The sequence below is a fragment of the Hymenobacter siberiensis genome (assembly GCF_018967865.2).
Classification (GTDB): Bacteria; Bacteroidota; Bacteroidia; order Cytophagales; family Hymenobacteraceae; genus Hymenobacter; species Hymenobacter siberiensis.
Genome location: NZ_JAHLZY020000001.1, coordinates 1,184,071 through 1,208,398, shown reverse-complemented (window position 1 = coordinate 1,208,398; position 24,328 = coordinate 1,184,071). Strand labels below are relative to the sequence as shown.

Below are 24,328 nucleotides of genomic sequence, written 5' to 3'. Positions count from 1 at the left end.
CTTCAGACGCTGTTGGGACACTTACAAATTTTTAGTAGGGTAGAGTGGAACAAGGCCACAGCTCCTAAGATGAGGCCCAACACTGAAATGGCGCAAATGAGTACAAAGGAGAAGGTTAACAGCTAATCAACCAGCAACTTGATTATTTCAGGAAGGGTCTACCGCGACTCGCCAATATTGTACTTGCAGCGGATGTACGTGATGCTGACACAAGTAAACTAGCCACACCAGTGTTTACCACTCACACGAAAATAAGAAATTGCTGTCGATGTATAGCCCAAGAAAAGGCAAAGCAAATGGTAACAAATCCAGCATAAGCCCCGAAAGCTATTCCAATAGTCAGCCAATTCTGCTCTCGCCATCTGCCTAACACGGCACGCCACTCGAAGCATAGCACTGCGTATAAGAGCAGATGAGCAGGCAGCAAAAAGCGGTTCTCAGTAGCAACTATACATCCTATAATACAAGGCAGGAGCCACGCCAATAATGATATCGTTTGAATAAGATTTATAGCCCTTAGCCTCGTACGGCATCTCCAGAGTATCAATAACACCCCAAACCACATCGAATAATTGACTGTTGGCATTAGCCACGTAAACTGTTGTATGGGCTGGCGGATATAAGGCGTGTTATGGTGTTGGTCCAACCCATTGAATAGCCGCGATAGGTAGATGGTCCCGGCTGTAATTGGGTGGTATATAATCACATTTAGGTATTCGGCAAAGCTTTTAAATATGGCATCTTTAATACCGGTCTGTTGGTAACCTGCCTCTCTTAACAATTGCTCCGCCCTTGGGTCTCGATAAATGACCAATGCATTGCGTGCGCCAGGCGCACTACCAAAAGCGGTTTCAACTTTTTGCATCTTCAAGCCCCATCCCAGCTGTAATAGAGTAAGATTACTACTTTCCTTTGCTGCGATTTGTGCCAGTACTAAGGGAGTATTACGACCAAAATTAATGCGATTTATTTGCCACTGCGGCAGCAAGGGCAAAGCCATGCCAATTGTTAACAGTAGTATATTGCGCAGACGGATACCCCAGCCGATTGTTTTATGGGTGGGGCATCCCGCAAGCAGTAGCATGGGTGGTATACTGACAAGAAAAAATGGTCGAAAATTAAGAGCGGCTCCCAGTAATATCCCCGCAAACAATAGATTCCAAGGACGTAGCTGACTACTTATCAGTAACAACAGTGCTCCGCTAAAAGCGAGCATAGCCGGAAAATCAGAGAGTGTATAATTAAAGTAACCTCCCCAGAAAAACAAGCCAAGTGCAGCGAAAAACATACGTCTTCTGGGTGAAAATATGCTTCCGGGTCGGACAGCGTTATAAAGAGCGGGAAGTACCCAGCCAAAAAGTAAAGCAGCCTGTAACGACCCTAACAAAATGCTCATTAGGGAAGGTGTCATTCCTCCGTGAGCTACTACTATTCTGGGTACCATCAAGATTAGTGGAAAGAGGTAACCCCGTAGACTTGAATCAAAGCTAAGTAGTGAAAAATGACCAGTATCGTTAAAGTGAGATGCAAGGTACCAATATCCGTACGCATCAAAATCATATGGAATTGGCCCCTGGTAACCAAACAAAAGCAGTCCAGTAAAAACGAGGATAAAAACTCCTATTACACAGCGCAAATACAGACGGAATGCAGTAGACACTGAGGGCATTATGAAAGGGGATTCGGCAATCATTATGATTATAAGTAAAAATTTAAAAGGGCACTATACTAGTAGTCTAACAACCTGATGTTACGCAGCCAATTTGGTCAACATGTAGTGCATGGCTTTGAGTCCGCGCAAATAAAGTTGGGCTTTGAGGCGAAAATGGCCGATGCCTAATTGCCGGGTTATCTTCTCTAACTTGATGTAAGCCAGGATAGAAGAGAAGAAATGATTGGCCTGCGTTCCGATGGTTTTCGTGGGCGACTTGCCCATCGACGTGTTTTGCTTGAGCGATTTGTGATACTCCTCAATTTTCCACCTTTTCTGATAGATTATCGTCACTTGTTCCCAGGTCAAACTTGTATCGCTGCTCACCAGATATAACACCCTCTGCGAGCCGTCCTTGTTGGTAAAGACTTGCCGGACCACGAGCACCGCCTCCGCGACGCCCCGCAGCCAGACGCGCAGGGGCTGCCCCTCGGGGAAAACCAGCGTATCAAGGGCCTGAAACTCGCCGTTGCCGCGCCCCACTTCGCTCCGGGCTACGGTGCGCGAGGTGGGTAGGGCAAAAATAAAATCGTGGCCCAGTTCGCGCACCTGGTTCATGTTCTCGGCCGAGGCGTACCAGCTGTCGGCCAGCAGGTAGCGATAGGCCACTTGTTGTTGGGGCCACCCCGGTAGGGCCACGCGCAACATGGCGCGGAGCATTTCATTCTTCGTTAGCGGGCTTTTCTGGCTCACTTTCTGCGTTTTAGGGTCCGTTACGGCCTGTGTTTTTTCGACCAGCTCCACGGCAATCGGCACGGAGAGCGGGCCGGCGACGTAGAGCAGACTCACGAAATTGAGCCCTTTCACATACCGCCCCAGGCTGTGGTCGTAATGCGTACAGAGCAGGGCGTTGGCACCGGTGTGGGCCTTTTCCAGAATCGAATCATCGACCACCAGCACGGCGAAATCAGCCGCTTCCAGCGCCTGCTCGGCCCGTCGAACGAGCGGTTTGGCGTGGGCCCAGACCTGGCGCGAATCCAGGTACACGCTGCTCAACCAGCGCGTCACCTGGTCGTGACTAAGCTGTCCGTCGAAGAGGCGCGAGAGGCCCGTGGCCGACGTTTGGCCCGTCGAACTGATGAGATAATCCGTGTACAAATCCAGCATGATAACCAGCAGAAACGTAAATTTAACCCGTAAACCTACCGCATAACATCAGTGATTAAGTGGTGAGAACAAGAACCAAGCGCTCAATATCAGAAGCACTATAAAAAATACAGGCGCCACTTTAGTGTTAAGCAACAGTGTATCAAAAGATTGAACACTAAAAAAAGCGCCATACAACAGAATACTTGTATACCGACCGGTCCAGTTATGATAAAGCCGTACGCATCCATCTACAAACCCATTTTCTCTAAAAGAAAACGTGTTATGAAAATCGTCATCAGTTGGATGATTGAAGTATGACAATAAAATAAATGGTGTAAGTGCTAAGCCCTAATTAAACGAACAATGAGACCGGCGTAATCAATTGGTTATGAATATAAAAGCTGACAGCTATTAGCTAAAATATAGTGGCTTGGCACTTAGCGCGAGCTTTCTATCGATTTTCATCACTTCTAAGATTTTTTCTGTTGTTCTACACGATTTTCAAACGTGTAGTATTGAATGACTGTGACCTTACTGGGCAAAACTGGGCAAATGAAACCGAGTCTTGTTGATGCTACGTTTTTCTAACCTACTTCGTACACTTCTTTCACTACGTAGAGTGGGCGCTGGCGGGCGGCATCCAGCCCGCGCCACACGTACTCGCCAATGACACCAAGTGCCACCATCTGAAAAGCTGATACAAAGAGCACCACCACCATGAGCGTAGTCCAGCCCTGCGGCTCGCTGGGACTGACGAAGCGGAGAGCAATGATGTAGAAACCGTAAATGAGCGCCACCAAACCCAGGGCCAAGCCCACCACCGATATAGCCCGCACCGGCACGAAAGAGAAGGCAAGGAGCGAATCGATGAGCAGCTTTATTTTCTTGCTCAGCGTCCAGCGCGATTTCCCGATTTCGCGCTTGCGCCGCACGTAAGGAATGTTAACGTAGGGAAATCCCAGCCACACCATCAGGTAAAACACGTTGGAGTTACGCTCCTGCATGGCCACCACCTGCTGGCTCACCTGCCGGTCGAAGAACACGAAATCGAAACCGCCGTCGGGGATGTTTTTCAGCGCCAGGTGCTTCATCAGCCAATGAAAAAGCTGGGCGAACCACCGGCTGGGGCCGGTTTCCTCGCGGTCTTGCCGATTGCCGATGACGAGCTTAAAACCTTTTTGCCAGTACGCGTACATTTGCACCATCAGCTCGGGCGGGTCCTGCATATCGGCCGTAATCACGGCCTGGCAATCGCCGGTGGCGTGGGCCATGCCGGCCACGATGGCGTTGTAGGAGCCTACATTAGCGGCCAAATCGACGATACGGATTTTACCGGGATAGGCGGCCTGCGCCCGTTGCAGCGCCCCGATGGTGTCGTCGCCGGAGCCGTCGTTCACCAGCACGTACTCGAAGCTGACGTCGGCGGGGAAATTGGCTTCGTTAGCCACCAACTCCTGCACCGTGACGGGGATATTGTCCTCGTTGAAATAGCAAGGGACGATGACGGAGAGCTTACTCATTTATCAAGATATAATTTACCAATTGTCGCCGCTAAACGCCCGGCAACTGGCGGCTCGCCCGGTGCCGATAAACGCTACTGTTTAATTGGCAAATGAGCGCAATGCGGCGGCCACGGCGGCCACGTGGTCCTCGGTCATGCCCGGCCACATGGGCAGGCTCAGGCAGGTAGCCGCTAGCTCTTCGGCGATGGGGAACGTACCGGCAGGCAGGCCAAGGGCCGCGTAGGCTTGCTGCCGATGGGCAGGCACGGGATAATGAATGAGGGTGCCAATGCCCTGACTGGCCAGGTGCTGCTGCACGGCCTCGCGCTGGGCGTGATGGACCACGTAGAGGTGGTACACGTGGGTAGCACCGGGAGCGGTGTGCGGCAGGCGCAGCCCGGCAATGCCGGCCAGGTGGCGGTCGTAGAGGGCCGCTACTTCGCGGCGTTGGGCCGTCCAGCCGGCCAAGTGGGTCAACTTGGTACGCAACACGGCGGCTTGCAGCTCATCGAGGCGGGAGTTGTAGCCCACCACTTCGTTGTAGTACTTCTGCTGTGAGCCGTAGTTGCGCAGCACGCGCACACGCTGGTCCAGGGCAGAATCGTTGGTGGTAATGGCCCCGGCATCGCCCAGGGCCCCCAGGTTTTTACCGGGGTAGAAGCTGGTACCGTTAAGAATACCGAAACTACCGGTGACGCGGCCATCAAAAGTCGCGCCCTGGGCCTGAGCATTATCTTCAACTACGTGCAGGTTATGGGCAGCGGCCAGGGCCATGATTTCCGTCATGCGACACGCTTGCCCGTACAAATGCACCGGCATGATGGCGCGGGTCCGAGGCGTGAGGGCGGCGGCAATCAGCGCCGGGTCGAGATTGCTCGTGGCGGGGTCGGGCTCCACCCCCACCGGCGTGGCCCCAACCTGCGTAACGGCCAACCAGGTAGCAATGTAGGTATTAGAAGGCACAATTACCTCATCGCCCGGCCCGATTTCCAAGGCCCGCAGCGCCAGCACCAACGCGTCCAGCCCGTTGGCCACGCCAATGGTGTGCTTCGCACCGCTGAAGGCTGAATAGTCAGCTTCGAACTGCTTTACTTCTTCGCCCAGCACGTACCAGTACGAGTCGTACACGCGGGCGACGGCGGCCAACACTTCTTCGCGGATGGGAACGTGCTGCGGCTGAAAAGAGAGAAAAGGGACTTGCATAACAACTCATTAAATTTGAAAGCTGACAAATACTCTCAGACCGACCAAACGCCTGCTAACTACCGGTGTGCATAACCTTTTAATTATCCACTGCACGCCAGTACGTGCGTCGTGCTGCCGAGCCGGAAGCCTAGCTTTTCGCAGGTGCGAAACACGGCTTTGTTGGTTGCCTGGGTGGTCATCAAAACGTAGGGCAAAGATAGGGCAGCGGCGCGGCGCACGGTTTCGCTTACCAACTTAAAGTGCCAGCCCCGATTGGCCGGGCCAACGGCAGTGAGCAATACCCGCGAGTGGCCACTGCCCGGCACCCCAGCCTCGACGGGCGCGTCGCCGATGGCCAGGAAGGCATCCACGGGCAAGTCCGGCTCGTCGGGCAGCAGCACGGCATCGGCGTAGGTGCCGGCCACGGCGGCCTCGGCGTAGCGGGCCAGAAAGGCATCGGCACGGGCCGGGCCAAACCACGGGTCGGCGTGGAAACGGTCGTAGTCATTGCGGGCGGCGGCGGCGATGCGGCCGATGGCGGCAGCTTCGTCGGGCCGGGCCAGGCGCACCGGGGCGGGCGGTGGCAGCGCGGCGGAGGCCACCGGGCAATAAAAATTCAGGCGGGTTTCAATCAATTGCCAGCCACCGCTGGTCAGGGCTTGCAGCAGCCGGGTGTCTTCGGCCGGCACCACACCGAAGGCATAGTACGGGCCGCGACTGGCCAATTCCTGTCGCAGCTCAACCGCCGCCTTTGCTACATCTAGTCGTTCATTATCAGCAAACAAACCAGTAAAAAGGCGGTAAGTGGGCGTTTCGAAATAATCGGAATCCCAGGCCAGATGCTGGAGCAGCCACTGCCCGGCTGCGCCCGGCATCGGCAGCACTTCCTCGCCGGGCTGACGGCCAAAGGCCAACGCAGCTCCGGTGCCGTAGCGTTGCTGTTGCAGGGCCTGGGGTAGCTCACGCAGAAAATGCGTCGGCGAGTGCAGTGCCAACATCTCAGCCCGCGCCGCTACCAGCGCGGCATCGACGGCTACGATTTGCCCTGCCATATGCGCCGAAAATCGTCGTAGCTGCGGATGTAATCGGCCTCGTTGTAAGGAGCCGAGGCTAGCACCAGTTGCACCGCCGAGTGCGAGTATTGCATGGTGTGCCACACGTGCGGCGGCACGTACAGCCCTACGTTAGGGTCTTCGAGCCGAAAGGTTTGAATGGTGCCGTCGGCGTGCTCGGTGGTGACGATGATGCGCCCGGCAGCGGCAATCAGCACCTGCTCGGTAGCATGATGGGCATGGCGGCCCCGCACGATGCTCTCAGGAGTGTAATAGGTCCAGAAGATTCGCTTCACTTCGAAGGGAACCTGCTGCTGCTGCTCCGTGACGGAAATGTAGCCAATCTCCGGCGCGCCGAGCTTGGGAAAGTTGATGAGGAAAGGATTATCCATATTGAGCGGAGTGCAGAGAAAAGGTATCGATGGGTAAGGTGTCTCGATGGTAAAGCAGGAAGTTACTATTCTTACATTTTTCAAACATAGCTTCACTTCGCCCACCCCTGCTGTATCCTTACAGCGTACTATTTGGCTGCGCCGTAGCTGCACCGTAGCCGGACCGTACCTGAAGCCAGTCTCGCCCGTACACGTAGCCTGAGCATCTTCCCCGCCTGCGTCTGGGTTTCCTCCTAAAACAAGCGAAGCGGCAGACCGACAGAATCTAAGATTATACCGGCCTGTCGCTTGTTCAGTCCTGCTCAGCCCGCGAATATACCGGCATTGCTACGCCACAAAGGTAGTAATACCTCCCTTGTAAAGCACAGCGCTGGCTTGGCAATCCACACCCCGTAGCAAGACCCTACTAAGCCCCCCTCTCCTAGGGCTTCGCGCATCAAGCGAACCGGGGCCGGGGATGAGGTTTCGCCCCCTACTTGACGTGCTCCATAAAGTACTCCAGCGTGCGGCGCAGGCCCTCGGCGCGGTCCACCTTGGGCTCCCAGCCCAGAATTTCTCTGGCCTTTGTGATATCCGGCTTGCGCTTCATCGGGTCGTTTTCGGGCAGGGCTTGGTAGGTCGGCTTGAACTCGACGCCGGTGAGGCGGGCAATTTCTTCGCCGAACTGCTTGATGGTGATTTCATCGGGGTTGCCGATGTTCACGGGTAGCGCATAGTCACTGAGCAGCAGGCGGTAGATGCCTTCCACGAGGTCGTCCACGTAGCAGAACGAGCGGGTTTGTGAACCGTCGCCAAATACGGTCAGGTTCTCGCCGCGCAGGGCCTGTGAGAGGAAGGCCGGCAGCACGCGGCCATCATCGAGGCGCATGCGCGGGCCGTAGGTGTTGAAGATACGAATGATGCGCGTTTCCAGGCCGTGGTGGTTGTGGTAGGCCATGGTGATGGCTTCCTGGAAGCGCTTGGCCTCGTCGTAGCAGCCACGGGGGCCGACGGGGTTCACATTGCCAAAGTACTCCTCCACCTGGGGGTGAATTTCCGGGTCACCATACACTTCTGACGTGCTGGCGATGAGCATGCGGGCTCCTTTTACCCGGGCCAGACCCAGCAGGTTGTGCGTGCCGAGCGAACCTACTTTCAGGGTCTGAATTGGAATTTTGAGGTAGTCGATAGGCGAGGCCGGCGAAGCGAAGTGCAGAATGTAATCCAGCTTGCCGGGCACGAATACGAACTTGCTCACATCCGCTTGGTGGAATTCAAAATCAGGCCGGCCAAACAGGTGTTCGATGTTCTGGAGGGAACCCGTAATCAGGTTATCCATCGCCACCACATGGTAGCCCTCTTTCAGGAATCGGTCGCAGAGGTGTGAGCCCAGGAAACCGGCCCCGCCGGTGATGAGGACGCGCTTTTTTTCTTCGGAAGTATTGGTCATAGTATCGTTGTTAGGCTAAAAGAACGGTCATGCTGAGCGGAGTCGAAGCATCTCTACCGCAATAGTAAATGAATGCTTTCGCAGTAGAGATACTTCGACTCCGCTCAGCATGACGGGCTATCTAGGTCCATTATCAAAAAATTAAGCAGCTGGCTCCTTATGGTCGGTTTTGATGCCGATGCAGTGGTACACGAAGCCCAGCTCTTTCATTTCGGCGGGCTCGTAGATGTTGCGGCCGTCGAAAATGACCTGCTGCTTCATCAGGCGCGACACTACTTTGAAGTTGGGCACCCGGAATTCGGGCCATTCCGTCACGATGAGCAGGGCGTCGGCATCAATCAGCGCATCGAACTCGTCCTTGGCGTAGGTGATGCTGTCACCAAGCGAGTGCTTGGCTTCGGGCATGGCCACGGGGTCGTAGGCCGTGACAGTGCAGCCGGCGGCCAGCAGTTTCTCAATGATAACCAGTGAGGGTGCTTCGCGCATGTCGTCGGTCTTGGGCTTGAAGGATAGACCCCAGATGGCAATTTTCAGGCCGCGCAGGTCGCCGCCGAAGTGCTTGCTGACCTTGTTGAAAAGCACCGATTTCTGGTCTTCATTCACGCTTTCCACGGCGCGGAGCACCTGCATGTCGTAGCCATTTTCCTGGGCGGTTTTGATGAGCGCCTTCACGTCCTTGGGGAAGCAGGAGCCGCCGTAGCCTATGCCGGGGTAGATGAACTTGGTGCCGATGCGGGCATCGGAGCCGATGCCGCGGCGCACCATGTTCACGTCGGCCCCCATGATTTCGCACAGGTTGGCAACGTCGTTCATGAAGCTTATTTTGGTGGCCAGCATGGAGTTGGCCGCGTATTTTGTCATTTCGGCCGACGGAATATCCATGAAGATAATCGGGTGGCCGTTGAGCAGAAAAGGTTTGTAGAGGCGGCTCATCACTTCCTCGGCACGCTCCGAAGCGATGCCAACCACAATGCGGTCGGGTTTCAGAAAGTCGTCGATGGCGGCACCTTCCTTCAGGAATTCGGGGTTGGAAGCGACGTCAAACTCAATGTCTGCGTTGCGGGCAGCCAGAGCTTTCGCGAGTTCGGCACGCACTTTGGCGGCTGTGCCCACAGGCACCGTGCTTTTCGTGACGATGACGCAATAGTTATTCATGTGCTCGCCAATGCCTTTGGCTACGGCCAGCACGTATTTCAGGTCGGCCGAGCCGTCTTCGCCGGGAGGAGTGCCCACGGCAATAAAGGCCACGTCGCAGTCCTTGATGGCTTCAGCCAGGTTGGTGGAGAAGTGCAACCGCCCTTTTTCCACGTTGCGGGTCACCATTTCTTCCAGGCCCGGCTCGTAAATCGGGAGAATGCCCTGGTGGAGATTGTCAATCTTTTTCTGGTCGATATCAATGCACGTTACCTCGATGCCTACTTCGGCAAAGCACGTACCCGTTACCAAACCGACGTAGCCGGTGCCTACAACTGCTATTTTCATAAGATGCGGAATGCGCAGAGATTAATAATTGATTGAGCAAATTTAGGCCTTTACGGCCCACGCCACCGAAACTCCCTGCCACCGCTTAGCCTCATGCCAAAGAATAAGCAGGATAATATTATCCTTAAACCACTGATTATAAGTCAATTATTACTTGTTATAATCTGAAAATCAACTTCGTAATTTTGCAGAATAGTCCGCTGCCGGGCGCTGTGGCCTTCAAATTGGTATGCCGGGTACTTCATAAAGTAAGGCACATCGGCCACAACTTTTCCGGGGCGCAGATGCGCGGGACGGTAACAGGTGACGGGATAGAGGTAAGCGAAATTCAGTAGTTGAAAAGCGGGCGTAGAGTCCTTTTGCGTTAGCTGGCTGCGGAGGCGCGGACCGAATAGCCGGTAGGCCATCAGGTCCTCGTCGCACACACTCACCAGGCTGGCGGCAATCTGCTGGTAATCAAAGATGCCCGCCCGGTACGCGACATCGCAGGGATAATCGACGGCCAGGTAGCCGACCAGGAAAACCCCGAAATGCCCTAAAGCAATGCTACAACTACCCCAATAGAGCCAGGCGCGGGACTGCACCATGCGGCCAGCGGAGCGCAACGCCACCAGCGCGCCCATGATGATGAAGGGCACAAAAAAGTGCAGCGTGCGGCCATAAAACACCAACTTATGACCCACCTGCACCACCAAGGCATAGCCCAGCCAGACCAGAAAAACGGCCGTGAGCAGGCGCGCCAGCCCTCGTTCAGCACCGGAAACATTGGCTGATGAATATAACCGCACACTAAGCCCCAACCCCACCCCGAACAACACCAGTAGGCTTATACCGAGCCAGCCTTCCACCTGCCGGAAGTAGCTGCCAATGAAGACAAACCCCTCATCAAAGCTGCCCTGCGTAACCGTAGTAGCGATGTAGCGGCTGCTGGCCCAGTACGAAGTATGGCCCAGCCGCGCCAAGCCTTCAAAAGCCAATAGCACCACCAGAAGGCCGGCCAGCTGCATAACAGCAAGTTTTATAGAACGCGGCCAATCATTGCTCTTACCCCCAAAACCAGCCAGCAACACCAGCGCCATTAAGAGTATAGGGCCCATGAAGTAGCCGGGATAAATGGCATAGCTGAGGCCACCCAGCAGCCCTATCAGCGCCTGAAGCCTGTAGCTGACGGCCGCTTTAGGCCGAAGCAGCACCAAAAGCGCCAGTAAAAAGAAGAGCAGCGAATGGTCGTAGGGCAGCAGGTGGCGCAGGTAGAGGTTGGTATTTACCAGGCTCGAATACAGCGCGAGGCCCAGCAGCGCTAGGCCAACACTAAAAAAGCGGCGGTAGATGCGGTATAGCAGCAGCGCATTCAGGCTCACGATGAGCACGTTGAACGCCTGCGGTACTTGCAGCGAGGGCGGGGCATTGGGGTTCAGGTCAAAGACCAGCAGCAGGATGGCCTGGCCCAGGCCCGGAATGGCTCGCCAGATGCCGTCGCCGGGCCGGGCCCCCATGGAGTTGATGTAGCGCAGAAACTCCTGCCCGTGGCCTTCGCCGAGGGCGCGCAGGCCCAGCATGGCGTTGACGTAGCGCGACTCATCTACAAAAGCCATGGTGCCCTTTCCAATCAGGCTGAGGCGCGCCAGCGTGACCAGCACGCCAACCAAAAGGGCCAGCCGTTGCGGCCGGCCCACCTGGTGCCACCAATGGCGCACGCGCCAGAGCATATTCGCCATCAGCGGATTAGGCCATGTACTGCTTCCACCATGTCTGGAACACGATGAGGCCCCAGATGCGGGCGTGCACATCGCCGGGGCTGCGCGAAAACAGCTGCGTTTTGAGGGCGCGGATGGCCTGCACGTCAAAAATGCCCTGGGCTTCGATGAAATCGTCGCGCAGCAGGTCGTCCTCAATCAGGCTGCGCAGCTCGCCGCGCATCCACTTCAGCAGGGGCACTTCGAAGCCGTGCTTGGGACGGTCGTAGAGTTCGACGGGCAGCTCGGCGCGGAAGGCATCCTGCACGATGCGCTTCTTCATCGTGGCGTCCACCTTGCTGGTGACGGGGATGGAGAAGGCGAAATCGACCACTTTGTAGTCGAGGAAGGGCGTGCGCACTTCCAGGGAGTTGGCCATGCTCATCAGGTCCACTTTCGTGAGCATGTCGTAAGGCAGCACCAGGTTCATGTCGGTGAGCAGCACCTCGTTGAGGTCGCCATCGGCGTGCAGGTGCTCCAGAATGTCCTTGCGGCGCTTGGCGGCGGCTTTTTTGCCCACTTTGCGGCGGCTGGCGGCGCTGAGCAGGGTGTTGGCATCGGTGGCCGAGGCGAAGCTGGCCCAGTCCCAGTACCGGTCTTTCACGCCGGCCGTCATGCCGCGCGAGAAGCGCTGGAGCTGCCGCACGCGGTTGCCAAAGAAGCTATTGCGCGACTTGGGCAGGGCGTCCCACACGAAGCCCAGGGCCGTGACGGCCTCGGCCTTCACGCCGCCCTGGCGCACCTTGAACTCGCCCATGTGCTTGTTGTAGCCGCCGAACATCTCGTCGGCTCCGTCGCCACTCAGGGCCACGGTGACGTGCTGGCGGGTGCGTTGGCTGAGGATGTACACGGCCAGAGCCGAGGAGTCGGCAAATGGCTCATCGAGGTAGTCCAACATGCTGTGGATGTGCTCGTAGAGGTCGTCGTTGGTGAGCGAGAAAACCGTGTGGTTGGTCTTGTGGCGGGCGGCCACGAGGTTGGCGTACTTGGTTTCGTCGAAGAAGGGCTCGTCTTTGAAGCCGATGCTGAACGTGTTGAGGTGCGGCGTGTGGCGGGCGGCCAGCGCGGTAATCACGCTAGAGTCGATGCCGCCGCTGAGGAAGGCGCCGAGGGGCACGTCGGCCACGAGGCGGCGCTGCACGGCCCCGTCCATCAGGTCGACCAGCTTGTGCTGCTGCTGCTCGTAGGTGAGCTTGTTTTTGGCGACTTTTTTGGGGTCGTAGGGGATTTTATACCACGCCTTGCCCACCACCTTGTTATTCTTGATATACAGGTAGTGGCCGGGCAGCATCTTCTTCACGCCCTTGAAAATGCTGGCGGGACCGGGAATGTAGTTGAGCTGCAAATACTGGCTCAGGGCCACGAAATCGAGCTTGCGCGGCACACCCAGGGCCATCATGGACTTCATCTCCGAAGCCAGAAACAGCTTGTCCTCGTCGCGGTAGATGAGTAGGGGCTTCACGCCGTACCGGTCGCGGGCGATGAGCAGCGAATTTTCCTCCTTATCGTAGATGGAGAAGGCAAAAAAGCCGTTCAGCTTTTTGATAAAGCTGCGGCCCTCGATGATGTAGAGCTGGAGAATAACCTCCGTATCGGTCTGGGAATGAAAGGTACAGCCGCGCTTAATCAGCTTTTCGCGTAGCTCGCGGTAGTTGAAAATCTCGCCGTTGAAGACAATGGTATAGCGCCCCGACGCGTCGGTCATCGGCTGGTTGCCGTCGGCCGAAAGGTCGAGGATGGCCAGCCGGCGGAAGCCCAGACCGCATTGGTCGTAGACGAAGTGGCCCTCCGAGTCAGGGCCGCGGCGAATGATGGCGTCGGTAGACGCTTGCAGGTTGGCCAGCGACTGACGACCTGTTTCCGTAAAGGCAAATACTCCAGTTATTCCACACATAGTCGCCCGCAAAAGTACGACCCCGCAACCTAAAGGCCAGCCTCGTGGTATTGAAGCTGTTTAGAAAGTCCCCGAACGGTCATGCTTCGCTGCGCTCTGCATGACCGTTCGGGGACTTTCTGTGACTTTCTAAACAACTCCATTGTCTGAACGGCGGATTTATTGGATTCAATGAATTTCGCGGATTTTGTGGGCGAACCTGCCTTTGATTCGACCTTTCTAAAAAACATTATTCCCCACCGCCAGGCGGACTACTCCTCCCCTTGCACCGATTAATCAACCATTCTTTCAGCCCTCCCCATGGACATCAACGAGCAATTTCAGGCCGCTACCCAGCAAGTAAACAACCTCCCCGGCGACGTGGCCGCCCAGCACATGACCGAGCTTTACGGCTTGTATAAGCAGGCCACCGAAGGCGACGTCAACATGAAAAGTGACGAAGTAGACGCCACCGCCGCCGACCAGGCCAATGGTCCCGCCGGCCTCTCGCAGGCCCAGTGGGACTCCTGGAACCAGTTTAAAGGTGTTTCGGAAGAAGAAGCCAAGCAGCACTACATCGCCAAAACGGCCGAAATAACCGGTGCCGCCAAAACGGCCACGGAAGCCAGCGAAGTACCCACCGACAGCCAGACCGGTGCCCCCAAAACCACCGACCACGGCGGACTGCGCGGCGATATCAAGGCCGGCACGCCTTATGGCGGCGAGGACAAGCTGAAAGACCAGCAGGCGAAATAAGCTGCTCTATTCAAAGGCTATTGCCCTCATTATATTGGTATAGCGAAAGCCAGTTCCTCACGGGACTGGCTTTTGTTTTGACCCGAAAACGCCCGGCCAGAAACTTGTTGGTACAGCGATAGTTGTCGGGCTCCCGGCGGGCAGTATTATTGCCACCCGGCGGCAGCTGGCCGCTACTCCCCTACTCTGTTTTTGCGCTTTATGGACCGTCGACTTTTCCTCAACCAAAGTACCCGCGTGGCCCTTACGGCTGCCCTCCTGCCCGCCGTGGCCTGTCAGACTACTCCCGACAAGCCCACCGCTGATGCGCCCGCCGGCGCTCCGGCGGCGGAAACACTAGCTGGTACCGGTGTGGCCGACAATTTCGAGCTGCAGGAACTGACTGTGGCCGATTTGCAGGACCGCATGGTCAAAGGCACCGAAACCGCCCGCAGCCTGAGCGAAAAATACCTGGCCCGCATCAAGGCCCTGAACGAGGCCGGACCGATGCTGCGCGCCGTCATCGAAACCAACCCCGATGCCCTGACCATTGCCGACGGCCTCGATAAGGAGCGCAAGGCCGGCAAGCTGCGCGGCCCGCTGCACGGCATTCCGGTCCTTATTAAGGACAACATTGATAGCGGCGACCAGATGATGACCACGGCCGGGGCGGCGGCACTCATTGGGCACAAAGCGAAGCAGGATGCTTTCATCGTACAGAAGCTACGGGCCGCCGGGGCCGTGCTGCTGGGCAAAACCAACCTGAGCGAATGGGCCAATTTCCGGTCCTCGCACTCGGTGAGCGGCTGGAGCAGCCGGGGTCGCCAAACACGTAACCCCTACGCGCTGGACCGCAGCACCAGCGGCAGCAGCTCGGGCTCAGGAGCCGCAGCATCGGCCAATTTGTGTGCCGTGGCCATTGGGACCGAGACGGATGGCTCGGTGGTATCGCCGGCGGCGGTGAATGGCCTGGTGGGCCTCAAACCCACGGTGGGCCTGTTGAGCCGCAGCGGCATCATCCCGATTTCGAGCACGCAGGATACGGCCGGCCCCATGGCCCGCACCGTGCGCGACGCGGCTATCCTGCTGGGCGCGCTGGCCGGCCCCGACCCCGCCGACCCGGCCCGGCTGCCCATTCCCCAGGGCAATCTGACCGACTACACGGCTTTTCTCAAGCCGGATGCGCTGAAAGGCCAGCGCCTGGGCGTGGAAAAATCCCACCTCAACGGCCCGCCCGCCGTGGCTGCCCTGCTGAAAGAAGCCGTGGCCGCGCTAAAGGCCCAGGGCGCCACCATTGTAGAAGTAGAGCTGAACAAGCTGGTGAACCCGCTGGGCGAGGCCGAATTTGATGTGCTGCTCTATGAATTCAAGGACGGTGTGAATAAATACCTGGCCAACGCTGGGGCCAGCATGAAAAATCTGGCCGATGTCATCGCCTACAACAAGGCCCACGCCGCCGAGGCCATGCCGTTCTTCCAGCAGGAAACCCTCATTCGGGCCGAAGCTACCGACGGGCTGAATAACCCCAAATACAAGGCTGCCGTGCAAAAAACCGTGACCGGAGCCCGCCAAGCCATCGACGGCCTGCTGAAAACCCAGCAGCTCAACGCCATTATCGGCGTGACCACCGGCCCGGCCTGGTGCATCGACTGGGTGAACGGCGATTACTCGACGGGCGTCGATTTTTCGTCGCCGGCGGCCATGGCGGGCTACCCGCACCTCACCGTGCCCATGGGGCAGGTACTGGGCCTGCCGGTGGGCCTGTCGTTTGTGGGGTCGGCTTATCAGGAAGGGCTGCTGTTGGCGCTGGGCTATGCCTATGAGCAGGCCACGCACAAGCGGGCAGCTCCAAAGCTTTTACCGACGGTGCAGGCGTAAAGCTCTTGTAATGAGAAGTAAACGCCTGTCATCCTTCGCTACGCTCAGGATGACAGGCGTTTACTATCAAGATGTTAAAAAATCTTTCCCGGGTTCAGAATCCCATTCGGGTCGAACACGCCTTTGATGCCGCGCATCAGGTTCAAATTAGCTTCCTTCAGGGCGATGCCGATGTAGCCTTTCTGCACCAGCCCGATGCCGTGCTCGCCGGAAATGGTGCCGCCGAGCTTTACGCAGAGCTCGAAAATTTCGGAGATGGGTTGGCGCAGGCCCACGTTCCACATCTCGTCGTCCAGCTCGCCGCGGATGATGTTGACGTGCAGGTTGCCGTCGCCGGCGTGGCCGTAGCACACGGTTTTGAAACCGTAGCGGGCTCCTATTTCCTTCACGCCTTTGAGCAGGGTGGGCAGCTCGGCGCGGGGCACCACGGTGTCCTCTTCCTTATACACGGAATTATAGCGCACCGAATTGCCGATGTTGCGGCGAATCTTCCACAGGTCGTCCTTCTGGCCAGCGGTGTCGGCGAGGAGGATTTCGCCCACATCGTAGTGCTCCAGCACACCGTACACCTGCTCGGCTTCCTTGTAAAGCTGGTCCAAGTCCTGGCCGTCGAGCTCGATGAGCAGGTGGGCCTGAATATCCTCGGGCAGAGTGAGCGGAATTTTCAAATAATCCGAAGACCAGGCAATGGCTTCGCGCTCCATAAACTCCATGCCCGAGGGGATGATGCCGGCCCGGAACACGGCCGAAACTGCCTCCGCCGCCTGCGCTACCTGCCGGAAGGGCACCAACATCAGAATATTCTGCTGCGGGAACGGCAGGAGCCGGAACACCACTTTGGTGATAATGCCCAGCGTACCCTCCGAACCCACCATAAGTTGAGTAAGGTTGTAGCCGGTGGAATTTTTGAGGGTATTGGCGGCCGTCCAGATGATTTCGCCGGTGGGCAGCACCACTTGCAAATTCAGCACGTAGTCGCGGGTGGTGCCGTATTTCACGGCTTTGGGGCCGCCGCTGCTGTGGGCCAGGTTGCCGCCCAGAAAGCAGCTGCCCTTGCTGGCCGGGTCGGGCGGATAAAACAGGCCCACTTCCTTCACGGCGTTCTGAAACGCCTCGTTCACCACGCCGGGCTCCACGGTGGCCTGCAGGTTGCGCTCGTCAATCTGAACTATTTTGTTGAGCCGCTCGGTGCTCAGCACCACGCCGTGGTGCAGCGGCAGCGCGCCGCCGCTCAGGCCCGTACCTGCCCCACGCGGCGTGACGGGGATGCGGTGCTCGTGGCACAGGCGCATAATCCGGCTTATTTCGTCGGCATCGGCCGGGCGCAGCACCACATCGGGCGCAAAATGAAGGTCTTCGGTGTGGTCGCGGCCGTAGTCGGCGTAGGCATCGGCGGTGGCGGTGGCATCGGCGCGCTGGGCGGTGAGAACGTGCGCCGGGCCGACGATAGCCTCGAAAGCAACAATTAATTCGGAGGTAAGAGCGTTAAAATTCATGAGCGGTAAAGCTAGAAAGGCCGTGTAAACTATCTTTGCGGCCAATGGGGAGGGTGACAACGAAGATACTACCGCTGCTGCTGATGACTTTGACCTTGTTAGCCAGCTGCCACCGCAAGCTTAACTATCGCGACGGCCAATACCGCTCGGCCCGCGAAATGGTGCGCCTGAAAAAGGGCGGCCGGGTAAGCCCGACCGGCAAATCTAAGGTCGTAAGGGCCACCCCCAACGGTGCCAAAACCAAAGTGGTAACCAAGCGCCCCGCCCGCGCGGGCAGCGCCACCGGCACCCTGGCCTCCGTGATTGAGGCCGCCCGCTCCTATCAGGGCACTCCTTATCTATACGGCGGCACCACGCGCCTGGGCCTCGACTGCTCGGGCCTGCTGCAATTATCTTTTGGCGAGGCCGGTGTCACTATTCCGCGCTCGTCTAATGAGCAGGCCGTGTGGGGCGACCCCGTGAAATCCACCGATTTACAGCCCGGCGATTTAGTATTTTTTGGGGGCTCGCCCGGCAGCCGCACTATTACCCACGTGGGAATGGTGACGGTAGCCGACGAAGAAGGTGTCGATTTTATTCACGCGTCGACTTCGCTGGGCGTTGTCGAAAACAGTCTGGAGTCTGATTATTACCTCAGCCGGTTCATTCGGGCCGTGCGGCCCCGGCTATGATGCATGCAGCCATTATCTTTGCCGGACAAACACCTGATTCCGGGGCTATTAATCAATGGTAAAATTTACGTAATATTGGCCTTTTCGGCACTGTCGTACCTTTGTCCCGCTTTTACAAAGCTCACTGTTTCCACCAACTTTTTTCAACATGAATAATTTACGTTTACGCCACTTGCTACTGCTGGCGCTGATGCTCCTGACGGCCCGACTGGGCTGGAGCCAAGGCGCGACCACAGCAGCTATGAGCGGAGTTATCTCCGATAAGACCGGCGCGGGCCTGCCCGGTGCCACCGTAATTGCCATTCATACGCCCACCAACACGAAGTACGTGGCGCCCACCAACTCCGATGGCCGCTTCAACATCCAGAACATGCGCGTGGGTGGCCCTTACACAGTTCGCGTAACGTTCGTAGGCTACAAGGACGTTACCCGTGAGGGCATTTCCCTGAGCCTGGGCCAGAACCAGCGTCTCGACGTGAAGCTGGACGACGCAACCACCGAGCTGACCGAAGTAACGGTGAGCGGCCGCCGCGACCCGGTGATGAACGCCGACCATACTGGGGCCAGCACCACGGTACAGCGCGAAACCATTGAGCGTCTGCCCACCCTGAACCGTTCGCTGAACGACTTTACCCGCCTCACGCCCCAGGCCAACGGCCAGAGCTTCGGCGGCCGTAGCAGCGGCTACAACAACATCACCATCGACGGTGCCATCTTCAACAATGCTTTCGGCTTGCAGTCGACGGTAGGTGGTCAGGCTGGTGCCCAGCCCATTTCGCTGGACGCTATCGACCAGATTCAGGTGAGCATTGCTCCTTTTGACGTGCGTCAGGGTTCGTTCACGGGTGCTGGTATCAACGTGGTGACCCGCTCGGGCTCGAACAAGGTTCAGGCTTCCGTTTACGACTTCTACCGCAACCAGAACCTGGTAGGTAGTAAGGTGGGCGATGTAACGTCGGACTACTCCAAATTCAACCTAAACAACATCGGCTTCCGCGTAGGTGGCCCGATTATCAAGGATAAGCTGTTCTTCTTCGTGAACGGCGAAAGCGAGCGTCGCAATGACCCGCCTTCCGGCAACTACGCCGCCAACAACAACCCTGGTGTTACCCCCCCGCTGGGCGGCACCGTATCAACGGCCAAAAGTGCTGACCTGGACTTCCTCAGCAACTTCCTGCAGTCGCAGTACGGCTACAACCCCGGCCCGTACCAAGGCTACCAGCTGAAGTCGAACAGCGACAAGGCTACGGTTAAGCTCGACTGGAACATCAACAACAACAACCGCTTCAACATTAAGTACAACTACCTGAAGTCGTACGCCGATATTCCGCCAAGCACTTCCGGTGCCATTGCCGGTCAGCGCTCGCAGTCGTACTACGGCCTGCCCTACCTGTCGTCATACTACCGCATCAACAACAACCTGAACTCGATTATTGCCGAGCTGAACAGCACGCTGGGCGGCGGTAAATACTCGAACAACCTGACGGCCGGCTACTCGGCATTCCGCGACTCCCGCGAAAGCTCGGGAGGTATCTTCCCGCTGGTTGACATTGGTACCTCCGAGGGCCGCAGCGGTACGGGTGGCATCTCGGCTACCAATTCGCTGACTTCTTTCGGCTACGAGCCTTTCTCGGCTTTCAACGTGCTGAACTCGGATGTATACCAGATTGGTGACAACTTCACGGCTTACCTCGGCAAGCATAACGTGACGGTAGGTACCTACAACGAATACTACAAGTTCCGTAACGGCTTTGCCCCGAACTACTACGGCAACTACTCCTTCAACTCGCTGGAGGACTTCTACGCCTCGGCAGGCTTCAACTACACCCGCGGCGACGCCACGAACGGCTACGCACCTTCTACCTCGCCCCTCACCGGCACGCGTCCCGGCCCGCAGCGCTACAACCTGCAGTATTCGGCCCTTTCGGACCGCTCGTTCCCCTTCGCCGACATCACGGCCGCTCAGCTCGGCTTGTATGTACAGGATGAATGGTCGCCCCGCAGCAACCTGAAAGTGACCTATGGTATCCGGGCCGACCTACCCTACCTGACCTCGGAACTGACGCAGAACACTGTAGCTGCCAACCTCACTTTCCGCGACGGTGTAAAGATTAACACGGGCTCTGTGCCCAAGAAAAACGTTCTGTTCTCGCCCCGCGCCGGCTTCAACTGGGATGTGAACGACGACCGCAAAACGCAGCTGCGTGGTGGTACGGGTATCTTCACCGGTCGTGTACCGTTTGTGTGGCTCTCGAACCAGGCCAGCAACAACGGCGTCCAGTTCGGCTCTTATAGCTACACTGGCTCCGGTACTTTGAACGCCGCTTCCGGCCAGGGTACGCCTTCATACTTCAACCCCAACGTAGAAACTTACCGTCCGCAGAGTGCGGCCGCTAACTCCTCGTACAACCTGGCGGTAACAGATGCAGACTTCAAATTCCCCCAGGTTTGGCGTACCAACCTGGCCGTTGACCAGGAATTGTTCGGTGGCGTAATTGGTACGTTGGAAGCCTTCTACACGAAGGACATCAACTCCGTTTACCACCAGAACGTGAACCTGCCCGGCACGGAGGCAAATCCTTTCAACCGTGCTAATGGCGCTGATAACCGTCCGATTTTCTATTCGTTCGGCGCAGTCACTAACGGTTTGGCAGCGCAAACTGCCAATTACCGCCTCTACAGCGGTGCGGGTGGCTTGTCAGCCACTAACCCCAACATCACGGATGCTATCCTGATGAAGAACACCAGCAAAGGCTACTCCTACGCCGTGACGGCCCAGGTGCAGAAGTCGTTCAGCAGTGGTTTCTACCTGAGCGCGGCTTACACGTACTCGGATTCGCGTTCGGTGAACGACGGGGGCTCGATTGCCACCTCCATCTTCCGCGACCGTTCGATTTCGGGTGACCCGAATGCCAACGTGCTGAGCTACTCCAACTTCCTGCAGCAGCACCGCGTTATTGCCTCGGCTTCGTACCGCAAAGAGTATGTAGGCCACCTGGCCACTACGCTCTCGCTGTTTTACCAGGCTGCTCCCGCCGGCCGTTACTCCTACGTGTACTCGGGCGACATGAACGGTGACAATCAGAACTCAAACGACCTGATGTACATCCCACGCAACGCCGGCGAAATCAACCTGCGTGATATTACCCTGTCGACGGCGCAGGGTGGCGGCATTTATACCGCATCTCAGCAGTTTGCCGACCTGGATGCCTTCATCAACCAAGACAGCTACCTGAGCAAGCACCGCGGCGAGTACGCCGAGCGTAACGGCGCTGTGCTGCCATGGTGGAACACGATGGACTTCCGTCTGCTGCAGGACATCTTCACCAACATCGGTGAAAACCGCAACACCCTGCAGATTAGCCTCGACGTCTTCAACGTGGGCAACCTGTTGAACAAGAACTGGGGCACCCTGAGGTCGCCCAATCGTACCAACCCGCTTAAGTTTGATGGCTACAATGCTGCCGGCCAGCCGGTATTTGAGCTACCTTATCTGACCAATCCGGTTAAAAACGCTGATAACACCGTAACGCCCGGTGTGAAACTGACCGATACTTTCCGTGACAACGTGACTGGCATCAGCTCGCGCTGGCAGGGCCAGGTGGGCGTTCGCTACATCTTTAACTAAGCTTTCCGGCTTAGCGTAGCCTCGAAGAGGGCAGGAAGAAATTCCTGCCCTCTTTTTTTGTGGCTGATTATTTGATGCTTGCGTCTTTTTAGCAAAAAAGATGCGCCCATGACTTGCCAAACCGATATTCGCCCGTACTTTTGTCGAACCAAAGCGCAAATGGCACGGCGGTAAAAGACCAATCAGGGGGATTAGCTCAGTTGGCTAGAGCGCTTGCATGGCATGCAAGAGGTCATCGGTTCGACTCCGATATTCTCCACTGAAGAAGTGAATAAAGAAAAAGCCCATTCAGTTTCCTGAATGGGCTTTTTCTTTATCTCAGGTTTGAGTCTATAAAAACGCCCCCGGATATCATTTCCGGGGGCGTTTTTTATGATGGCTACGTGGGGGCTACACAAACAGGCCTTCGACCGACAGGTACCGCTCGCCAGTGTCGTAGCAGAAGGTGAGCACGCGGCTGCCCTGGGGCATATCGGGCAGTTTTTTGGCGATGGCGGCCAGCGACGCGCCCGACGACACGCCCACAAAGATGCCTTCCTCGCGGGCGGCGCGGCGCGTCATCTCGTAGGCCTCGGCCTGCGACACCTGGATGGTACCGTCGAGGAGGTCGACGTGCAGGTTTTCGGGAATGAAGCCCGCGCCGATGCCCTGAATAGGATGCGGCCCCGGGGCGCCGCCGCTGATGACGGGCGAGGTCTCAGGCTCGACGGCGAAAGTTTTCATATTGGGGAAATGCGGCTTGAGCACTTCTGTAACGCCCGTGATGTGGCCGCCGGTGCCCACGCCGGTGATGTGAAAGTCGAAGCCGTCGGGCGCGTCGCGCAGGATTTCCTGGGCCGTAGTTTCGGCATGGATACGAGGGTTGGCGGGATTGGAGAATTGCATGGGCATCCAAGCTCCGGGCGTGTTGGCCACAATTTCCTGGGCTTTTTCGATGGCACCCTTCATACCTTTTTCGCGGGGCGTGAGCTCCAGGCTGGCCCCGTAGGCAACCATGAGGCGGCGGCGCTCGATGCTCATGCTTTCGGGCATTACGAGGGTGAGCTTGTAGCCTTTCACGGCGGCCACCAGAGCCAGGCCGACGCCGGTATTGCCGGAAGTGGGCTCCACAATCAGGCTGTCTTTGGTAATGATGCCGTCTTTCTCGGCCTGCTCAACCATGCTCAGGGCAATGCGGTCTTTGATGGACCCACCGGGGTTGGCGCGTTCCAGTTTCATCCACACCTCCACATCGGGGCGGGTGGCGGCAAAAAGGTGGTTGATGCGCACCAGTGGCGTATTGCCGATGGTATCGAGGATGGAATTGGCTTTCATGTGGTGAATTAGTGAGTTGTGAGATAATGAAATAATGAAATGCAAGAAGGTAAGGATGAATATAATGAAGCTGTTTAGAAAGGCACTCGAACGGTCATGCAGAGCTGCGCTCTGCATGACCGTTCGAGTGCCTTTTGTGACTTTCTAAACAACTCCAATAGCATGGATTGAAGGCCATCATTCACCTACTCACTTTCTCACAACTCACTGCTAGATGGAAAATACCAGCTCGGCGGCTGGGTCAACGTTGCGCGAAATCTGGATGTGGGCGCGGTGATACACCCGCGAATGCGAGGGTACGCTTTCGGTCAGCCATACGTTGCCGCCGATGATGCTATGCGCTCCTACCACGGTGCTACCGCCGAGAATGGTAGCGCCCGCGTAGATAACCACATGGTCTTCGATGGTGGGGTGGCGCTTGGTGCCCTGCAGGCCCTTGGTGACGCTGAGTGCGCCCAGCGTGACGCCCTGGTATATCTGCACGTTGGCCCCGATGATGGCCGTTTCGCCGATGACGAGACCCGTGCCATGGTCGATGCAAAAAGCCGGCCCGATGTGCGCGCCGGGGTGAATATCAATGCCGGTGCGCTGGTGGGCGTACTCGCTTAGCAGACGCGGCAGGCGCGGCAGGCCCCGCTGGTGCAGGGCGTGAGCCAGCCGATAGAGGGCCGTGGCATAGAAACCGGGATAAGAGCTGATGATTTCGGGCAGGCCCTGGGCGGCGGGGTCGCTGGCAAGGATGGCGCTGGCATCGCGCAGCAGGGCGGCCCGCAGGGCCGGCAGCTGGGCGGTGAACTCATCGGCCAGGGCGGCGGGTGAGGCGGGCAGGGCCGGTACGCCGGCCAGCAGGGCGGCCAGCTCGGCCCGGAAGTACTGCAATTCGGCCTCGACGGCATCGGCAGTGGGCAGGGGGCGTTCGGCACGCTGCGGGAAAAGTAGGGCGAGCAGACCGTCGGCGAGGGCGCAGAAGGCGGCTCCGGGCAGGGCGTCGGGGGCCACGGAGTGGGCGCGAGCCAACTCTTCGGCAAAGGAATGGGGAAGCACGGGAGCGGAAAACATAAGCGAAATGACCAGAAAAATTAACCAGCGCGGCAGGGGAAGGTTTTGGGCGGCGGCGCAACGGTGCGGCGGCCTTCGCCGTTTAGCCAGTACCCC

General features: G+C 57.4%; 17 protein-coding genes and 1 tRNA gene. 5 read left to right on the top strand and 13 right to left on the bottom strand.

The features are described from left to right. Window positions 1–241: 241 nt before the first annotated feature. The 10 genes from KQ659_RS05285 to asnB form a co-directional block, all read right to left on the bottom strand. Window positions 242–1,693: a hypothetical protein gene (locus KQ659_RS05285; RefSeq protein ID WP_216689970.1), complete on the bottom strand. Its 1,452-nt coding sequence runs from the start codon at window positions 1,691–1,693 to the stop codon at window positions 242–244. A gap of 57 nt (window positions 1,694–1,750) precedes the next feature. Further along, window positions 1,751–2,818: an IS701 family transposase gene (locus KQ659_RS05280; protein ID WP_216689971.1), complete on the bottom strand. Its 1,068-nt coding sequence runs from the start codon at window positions 2,816–2,818 to the stop codon at window positions 1,751–1,753. 566 nt (window positions 2,819–3,384) lie between these two features. Then, entirely contained in the window at window positions 3,385–4,320 is a 936-nt protein-coding gene (locus tag KQ659_RS05275) for a glycosyltransferase family 2 protein (RefSeq protein ID WP_216689972.1), read from the bottom strand. An 81-nt stretch (window positions 4,321–4,401) separates the two neighbouring features. Beyond that, a complete protein-coding gene (locus KQ659_RS05270) occupies window positions 4,402–5,505 on the bottom strand; it encodes a DegT/DnrJ/EryC1/StrS family aminotransferase (protein WP_216689973.1) in 1,104 nt (367 codons plus the stop codon). 83 nt (window positions 5,506–5,588) lie between these two features. Continuing rightward, entirely contained in the window at window positions 5,589–6,539 is a 951-nt protein-coding gene (locus tag KQ659_RS05265; RefSeq protein ID WP_216689974.1) for a GNAT family protein, read from the bottom strand. Further along, window positions 6,521–6,931: a sugar 3,4-ketoisomerase gene (locus KQ659_RS05260; RefSeq protein ID WP_216689975.1), complete on the bottom strand. Its 411-nt coding sequence runs from the start codon at window positions 6,929–6,931 to the stop codon at window positions 6,521–6,523. The genes KQ659_RS05265 and KQ659_RS05260 overlap by 19 nt, the downstream gene beginning before the upstream one ends. 472 nt (window positions 6,932–7,403) lie before the next feature. Further along, window positions 7,404–8,360: a UDP-glucuronic acid decarboxylase family protein gene (locus KQ659_RS05255; protein WP_216689976.1), complete on the bottom strand. Its 957-nt coding sequence runs from the start codon at window positions 8,358–8,360 to the stop codon at window positions 7,404–7,406. A 141-nt stretch (window positions 8,361–8,501) separates the two neighbouring features. Next, a complete protein-coding gene (locus KQ659_RS05250) occupies window positions 8,502–9,842 on the bottom strand; it encodes a UDP-glucose dehydrogenase family protein (protein ID WP_216689977.1) in 1,341 nt (446 codons plus the stop codon). Between the two features lie 143 nt (window positions 9,843–9,985). After that, window positions 9,986–11,560, bottom strand: coding sequence for a hypothetical protein (locus KQ659_RS05245; RefSeq protein WP_216689978.1), 1,575 nt, complete (start codon window positions 11,558–11,560; stop codon window positions 9,986–9,988). Between the two features lie 7 nt (window positions 11,561–11,567). Continuing rightward, window positions 11,568–13,472: an asparagine synthase (glutamine-hydrolyzing) gene (gene asnB / locus KQ659_RS05240; RefSeq protein WP_216689979.1), complete on the bottom strand. Its 1,905-nt coding sequence runs from the start codon at window positions 13,470–13,472 to the stop codon at window positions 11,568–11,570. A 300-nt stretch (window positions 13,473–13,772) separates the two neighbouring features. Here asnB and KQ659_RS05235 point away from each other — a divergent pair, with 300 nt between their 5' ends. Both KQ659_RS05235 and KQ659_RS05230 read left to right on the top strand, forming a co-directional pair. Beyond that, the gene (locus KQ659_RS05235) at window positions 13,773–14,207 is read left to right on the top strand and encodes an acyl-CoA-binding protein (protein WP_216689980.1); all 435 of its coding nucleotides are present in this window, start codon (window positions 13,773–13,775) and stop codon (window positions 14,205–14,207) included. A 201-nt stretch (window positions 14,208–14,408) separates the two neighbouring features. Beyond that, window positions 14,409–16,064, top strand: a complete 1,656-nt coding sequence (locus KQ659_RS05230; RefSeq protein WP_216689981.1) for an amidase — start codon at window positions 14,409–14,411, stop codon at window positions 16,062–16,064. A gap of 74 nt (window positions 16,065–16,138) precedes the next feature. Here the strand turns inward: KQ659_RS05230 and KQ659_RS05225 are convergent, their stop codons facing one another. Then, a complete protein-coding gene (locus KQ659_RS05225; protein ID WP_216689982.1) occupies window positions 16,139–17,560 on the bottom strand; it encodes an FAD-binding oxidoreductase in 1,422 nt (473 codons plus the stop codon). 83 nt (window positions 17,561–17,643) lie between these two features. Between KQ659_RS05225 and KQ659_RS05220 the strand changes: the two genes are divergently transcribed. The 3 genes from KQ659_RS05220 (at window position 17,644) to KQ659_RS05210 (ending at window position 22,118) form a co-directional block, all read left to right on the top strand. After that, window positions 17,644–18,231, top strand: a complete 588-nt coding sequence (locus KQ659_RS05220) for a C40 family peptidase (protein ID WP_216689983.1) — start codon at window positions 17,644–17,646, stop codon at window positions 18,229–18,231. Between the two features lie 148 nt (window positions 18,232–18,379). Next, window positions 18,380–21,859, top strand: coding sequence for a TonB-dependent receptor (locus KQ659_RS05215; RefSeq protein ID WP_216689984.1), 3,480 nt, complete (start codon window positions 18,380–18,382; stop codon window positions 21,857–21,859). A gap of 185 nt (window positions 21,860–22,044) precedes the next feature. Next, window positions 22,045–22,118, top strand: a tRNA-Ala gene (locus KQ659_RS05210). Window positions 22,119–22,249: 131 nt separating this feature from the next. On the opposite strand, the gene cysK is transcribed toward KQ659_RS05210, so the two are convergent. Together cysK and KQ659_RS05200 are read right to left on the bottom strand one after the other, a co-directional pair. Then, window positions 22,250–23,173, bottom strand: a complete 924-nt coding sequence (cysK, locus tag KQ659_RS05205; RefSeq protein ID WP_216689985.1) for a cysteine synthase A — start codon at window positions 23,171–23,173, stop codon at window positions 22,250–22,252. 210 nt (window positions 23,174–23,383) lie between these two features. Beyond that, window positions 23,384–24,217: a serine O-acetyltransferase gene (locus tag KQ659_RS05200; RefSeq protein WP_226915643.1), complete on the bottom strand. Its 834-nt coding sequence runs from the start codon at window positions 24,215–24,217 to the stop codon at window positions 23,384–23,386. Window positions 24,218–24,328: the final 111 nt, after the last annotated feature.

Excerpts from the sequence above, each read along its gene's own strand:
- KQ659_RS05235 (WP_216689980.1), top strand. The coding sequence starts at position 13,773 with ATGGACATCAACGAGCAATTTCAGGCCGCTACCCAGCAAGTAAACAAC.
- KQ659_RS05260 (WP_216689975.1), bottom strand. The coding sequence starts at position 6,931 with ATGGATAATCCTTTCCTCATCAACTTTCCCAAGCTCGGCGCGCCGGAG.
- asnB (WP_216689979.1), bottom strand. The coding sequence starts at position 13,472 with ATGTGTGGAATAACTGGAGTATTTGCCTTTACGGAAACAGGTCGTCAG.
- cysK (WP_216689985.1), bottom strand. The coding sequence starts at position 23,173 with ATGAAAGCCAATTCCATCCTCGATACCATCGGCAATACGCCACTGGTG.
- KQ659_RS05215 (WP_216689984.1), top strand. The coding sequence starts at position 18,380 with ATGAATAATTTACGTTTACGCCACTTGCTACTGCTGGCGCTGATGCTC.
- KQ659_RS05270 (WP_216689973.1), bottom strand. The coding sequence starts at position 5,505 with ATGCAAGTCCCTTTTCTCTCTTTTCAGCCGCAGCACGTTCCCATCCGC.
- KQ659_RS05255 (WP_216689976.1), bottom strand. The coding sequence starts at position 8,360 with ATGACCAATACTTCCGAAGAAAAAAAGCGCGTCCTCATCACCGGCGGG.
- KQ659_RS05250 (WP_216689977.1), bottom strand. The coding sequence starts at position 9,842 with ATGAAAATAGCAGTTGTAGGCACCGGCTACGTCGGTTTGGTAACGGGT.
- KQ659_RS05245 (WP_216689978.1), bottom strand. The coding sequence starts at position 11,560 with ATGGCGAATATGCTCTGGCGCGTGCGCCATTGGTGGCACCAGGTGGGC.
- KQ659_RS05225 (WP_216689982.1), bottom strand. The coding sequence starts at position 17,560 with ATGAATTTTAACGCTCTTACCTCCGAATTAATTGTTGCTTTCGAGGCT.
- KQ659_RS05230 (WP_216689981.1), top strand. The coding sequence starts at position 14,409 with ATGGACCGTCGACTTTTCCTCAACCAAAGTACCCGCGTGGCCCTTACG.
- KQ659_RS05265 (WP_216689974.1), bottom strand. The coding sequence starts at position 6,539 with ATGGCAGGGCAAATCGTAGCCGTCGATGCCGCGCTGGTAGCGGCGCGG.
- KQ659_RS05280 (WP_216689971.1), bottom strand. The coding sequence starts at position 2,818 with ATGCTGGATTTGTACACGGATTATCTCATCAGTTCGACGGGCCAAACG.
- KQ659_RS05220 (WP_216689983.1), top strand. The coding sequence starts at position 17,644 with ATGACTTTGACCTTGTTAGCCAGCTGCCACCGCAAGCTTAACTATCGC.
- KQ659_RS05275 (WP_216689972.1), bottom strand. The coding sequence starts at position 4,320 with ATGAGTAAGCTCTCCGTCATCGTCCCTTGCTATTTCAACGAGGACAAT.
- KQ659_RS05285 (WP_216689970.1), bottom strand. The coding sequence starts at position 1,693 with ATGATTGCCGAATCCCCTTTCATAATGCCCTCAGTGTCTACTGCATTC.